Below are 5,086 nucleotides of genomic sequence, written 5' to 3' on the forward strand. Positions count from 1 at the left end.
ATGAAAAAAATATACATTTTAAATAAATCAAGAATAATGTTAATAATTTTTTCTGTAATATATTTTTTATTTTTTATAAATACATCAATAGCAAAGAGTAAAAAAAATATTAATGAATTAAAAATAAAAATAACAATTTTAAAAAAAATAAAAAAAAGATATTTTTCTTTTTTAGAAAAAAATAAATACAGATATAAATTATTTTTTGATGAAAAAGATATAAAAAAATTACTAAAAGAATCTTTTTTTGTTAAAAAAAATATTATATTTAATAAATATTTAAATAAATACGAAATTTTTTGGAATAATGTAAAAAAGAATTACAATAAAAATAATTATTTAAATATTTTTCCTTTTATAAAAAAAAAATCTCATATAAATTATAAAAATGATCTTTTTTACTACTATTTAACAATGAAAAAAAATATTTCTAATAACTTCTCTAATAAAGAAGTTTTTATAGAAAATATTAAATCAAATTTTTTAATTTTTTTTAATAATGAAATAAATAATAAAATTCGATCAGGTTTTGATAAAATATTTAATAAATTTGAAATCAATGGCAAAACTTTAATAAAAGTTAATTTAGATGAAAACTTAAATTTAAATAATTCTGAAATTGGTTTATTGTTACCTCTTATGGAAAATGAAAACTATATTTTTTTTCTACAAAATAACGTACATAAAACTGATAATAGAATACAAAACAACTTAGGTTTAGGTTTAAGAAGGATGTCTATTAATAATAATTATTTATTCGGAATAAATAGCTTTTTAGATTATGATTTTTCATTAGAAAACACAAGAATAGGAATAGGTGGAGAGTTTTGGAAAGAGTTTTTAAAATTAAATATTAATATGTATTATGGTTTGAGTAGATGGTGGCATTTTGATAATTTAAATCGCAAAAAAACCTTAAATCATTTAGATGATGATGAATTTTTTTCTAGAGCAGCTACAGGATGGGATCTAAGATTAGAAGGTTATTTACCTAAAATACCAGAACTAATATTTAATTTTAATTATTCAAAATATTTTGGAAATATAGATTTTAAAAAAGAAGATAATAATATAAATTATAAAAAATTATTTTCTCCTTCTATTTTTTCTCTCTCTATTAATTATAATCCAATACCTTTTTTAAATTTCTCCTTACAAAAAATTCAAACTTTTTCAGGACATAGTAATTTCCAATTTGGAATAGGTATTTATTTAAATTTAAATTCTTCAATTTATAATCATACTCACACAAAAATAAATGATCTTTTTTCATCATCTTATGATCATAAATATGATTTTGTTAATAGAAATAACAATATTTTTTTAGAACATAGGAAACAGTTTTTAATTGAATTATTTATAAAAAAAGAGATTATTGGTTTTCCTAAAAGTGAACAGCTTTTAAGATTTAAAATTAAGTCTGTTAATGACATTAAAAATGTATTTTTTAATATTAATAGTACTTTTTTAAAATTAGGAGGTTCAATTAGATTATATAATTATAATTATATAATTCATATGCCGAGTTATGATTTTGAAAATATTAAAAATAATAACTTTTTATTAAAAATAACCATTTATGATGTTTTAGGAAATAAAAAAGTATCATATATTAAAATACAAACTTTATATCCCTTATTAAATAAGGATTTTTCTATTTTAAATGTTTTTCCAAAACGAATATTAGTTAATTCAGAAAAAGCAAAAATAGTTTTTGAAGCTAGAGATAATAATAATGAAATATTACCAAATATAAAAAATATTCATTTTGTAGTAGAACAAGGTAATTTAGCAGATAAACATAATATTCATATTGGACCTGTAACTGAGTATCCTAAAGGGACATATTCTGCTTTAGTAAGTAGTTCATCTGCTGGTAATGTTTTGTTAGCGGTAAAAATTAATAATGTAGTTAATAAATATATTAATACTAGAATTGATTTTATTCCTCCCTCAGTAGATAACATGATATTAAAAATTAATCCTCAAAATCTTATTACAAAAGTTAGTAAATCAATTACACTGTTAATAACAGTTTACGATAAGCATGGAAAAAGGTTTAAATTTTCTAATATTAATATAAAAAATATCTTAGCTAGAGATAGACAAGGATTTCTTAGAAAAGATAGTGGTCAAATACATATTGAAGATATTACTAATCAAAAGGATTATGATGGCGATAATTTTTTATTTACTACAGATATAAATGGAGAATTAAAACTTAAAATATCTGATCCTCATGGAATCGGAGTAAAAACAACTCTTACTATTAGTGCAAATAATTATGTTACTAAAAAAATAAATTTAATTTTTACAGTTTCTACAAGTCCTAATACTCCTCTTGCTAGAATGTATGGACATATGACTGAATTTTTGTTTGTTAATGGGATAAGATTTAAAAGACCAATTTTAAGTTCAGAGAGGTTAGGAGATCAAGTAAATTATTATCTAAATGAAGATTGGTCAAAATTTAATTGGTATAATGCAGAATCATATTGTAAATCACAAAATGCCCGATTACCCACTAAATCTGAATTATTAGAATTCTATGATGTTCATTCAGGTACTGATTTACTTAGTAATTATGGGTGGCCTATAGTTGATAGATTTAATTTATTTTGGACATCAACTCCTATTTATAATATGTATTTTAGAGACCCTTTACATTTTCATATTAATTTTTTAGATGGAGGGGTAGATCAGGGGATTACTGGTAATATTTTTTCTTTTATTTGTGTTCAAGATAAATAATTTTATTTTTTAATAAAATTGTAATAATAATTTTTTTCTAAAACTAGAAACTTAGTTTGATTATTTACGGTATTAGATATTTTATTTTTTAAAATGTGTAAATTATGTAATTTTGCAGATATTTTATTACCTATTGCTGCTAGTTTTTTTGATTGGTTAATTTTAATTAATTTCATTGCTAGTGATGAACTTGAACAATGTTGTAATTCCCAGTGAGGATGTTTTTTAATAAAAATACTACATTGTTTAAGTGGTTCTATGTGGCTCAAAATTTTTTTTATTTTGTTTAAAACTAAGTTCTTTTTAAAAGAAACTAAACAATGTTGTATTGGTACAAAAAATTTATTTTTTATAAATAAAGAATAATTTTGTTTTAATAAAATAAAAACTTCTTTAATTAAACCAGTATTATTATTATATATTGGGACTATAGCTAAATTAATATGTTTGTTATTAATATAATAAAAAATTTCTTTAAAATTATGACAACTTATGTTAATAACAGTTTTTTGAAAAAAATTTTTTTTTATATAAAATAATGTAGCTAAATGAGAATAACTGCCAATTGGACCTAAAAAAATAATACTTTTATAATATTTTTTTTTTGTAATATTTTTTTGAAAAGTTCTTTTTTTTATAAAATTATCAATAGTATCATTTATAATGATATTATTATGAGTTATTTTTGACATTTATTATTATAAATAAGTTTATTAATTAATTTAACTTAACATAAAATTATAAAAAAAAATATATATTTTCATTTAATAATATGAACAATATCGTTTTTATCAATCCAACATTTCCATCCGGTTGTTAAAGATACTTCATATAAAGATTTTTTTAGAATTTGTCTAAATTTCCATAATTTGGAAACGTCACTCCCGCATAATTTTTTTAAAGTAACGACATTATAAAGTAATGGAGAGTTATGAGAACAATAAAAACAATGAATCCATTGAGATAACTGTTTACCTTTTAATTTTTTTCTTTCTGTTAAAGAAATTGCTGTCCACATAACGTCTATAAAAATAGATACTATATTTTTATTTAGAAAAATAACATTTTTTTTTGTTTTTTCATTTCTATAGTATTCATGTAATAAATGACCTATATAAAAATAATTTTTATAATTTATTTCTATGCTACAAATAGATAATCTTATTAAAGATGATTTTAACCATTCATAATCTTTTTTTCCTGTATTTCTGTTTATTGATTTTAGAAAAGAATAAGTAGAGAAAATTACTCTCTCTCCTAAAGGGACTTTTGTAAATAAATATAAACATTCCAACCAAACATCTAAATCAGATTGATCTAAGTTCTCTCCTGTAAATCGTATAAAGAAATTTTTTAATGATGTTTTTAAAATGTTTTTTTCATATTTTCTCCCCCCTTTTTTTATTATTCCAAAAAGAGAGCTACGTAAAATAATATTAGGTATTGCTCTTTTATTTTTTTCAATATTAGGAAAATATTTTTTTAGATTAATATTTTTATTTTTTACTTCTTTAAGAGAATTAGAAAAGAAGGTTTTATTTTTTTTTTTTAAAATATTACTTTTTTTAATCAGTAAGTTAATTTTATCATAAATCAATTTTTTACGCATTTAAATTAAAATAAATTTTTTATTTAAAAAATAAAAGGGAATATAAAGTTTTAATTTTTATATGATTTTTTTATAAATAAAATTTTTTAATTATTTTTTTTCTCCTTTTTATTTTAAAATTTTTAAAAAAACTGAAATTTTTTTTGTAAAGTAATGTTTATTATTTACTTAATTTTATACATAAAATAATTAGAGTATATATTTATTTTTGAAAAAATTAAGGATCTTTAATTAAAGATCCTTAATTAAAGATAAATTTATTACTACTACTAATATAGTAGTATTTTATTTTGAAATGTCAATTTTTTTATCACGGGATAGCAGGTAGGGTGACACGGGATAGCAGGTAGGGTGACACGGGATAGCAGGTAGGGTGACACGGGATAGCTAGCAGGTAGGGTGACACGGGATAGCAGGTAGGGTGACACGGGATAGCAGGTAGGGTGACACGGGATAGCAGGTAGGTGACACGGGATAGCAGGTAGGTGACACGGGATAGCAGGTAGGAAAACACGGGATAGCAGGTAGAAAAACACGGGATAGCAGGTAGTTAGGTAGTGTAAAAAAAACACTTACAAAAGAAAAAAAAATATAATCTTTTAAATCTTTTGTATATTACAAAAAAACATAATTTTTTTTATCTATATATTGTAAAAAAAAAAAACTATATATATAATCATATAGAATATAAATATTTACTTTTAACAAAAAAAGATAAATTCTATA

Annotated in this window: 3 protein-coding genes; 1 reads left to right on the forward strand and 2 read right to left on the reverse strand. The window is 20.8% G+C overall.

From position 1 onward, the window contains the following. Complete coding sequence (locus tag GJU03_RS02230) at positions 1-2,751, forward strand: inverse autotransporter beta domain-containing protein (protein WP_168919069.1); 2,751 nt, start codon at positions 1-3, stop codon at positions 2,749-2,751. A 2-nt stretch (positions 2,752-2,753) separates the two neighbouring features. Here the strand turns inward: GJU03_RS02230 and GJU03_RS02235 are convergent, their stop codons facing one another. Both GJU03_RS02235 and trfA read right to left on the reverse strand, forming a co-directional pair. Continuing rightward, positions 2,754-3,443: a prephenate dehydratase domain-containing protein gene (locus GJU03_RS02235; protein ID WP_168919067.1), complete on the reverse strand. Its 690-nt coding sequence runs from the start codon at positions 3,441-3,443 to the stop codon at positions 2,754-2,756. A gap of 68 nt (positions 3,444-3,511) precedes the next feature. Beyond that, complete coding sequence (trfA, locus tag GJU03_RS02240) at positions 3,512-4,360, reverse strand: plasmid replication initiator TrfA (protein ID WP_168919068.1); 849 nt, start codon at positions 4,358-4,360, stop codon at positions 3,512-3,514. Between the last annotated feature and the right edge of the window lie 726 nt (positions 4,361-5,086).

The organism is Enterobacteriaceae endosymbiont of Donacia bicoloricornis (genome assembly GCF_012567955.1).
Taxonomy (GTDB): Bacteria; Pseudomonadota; Gammaproteobacteria; order Enterobacterales; family Enterobacteriaceae.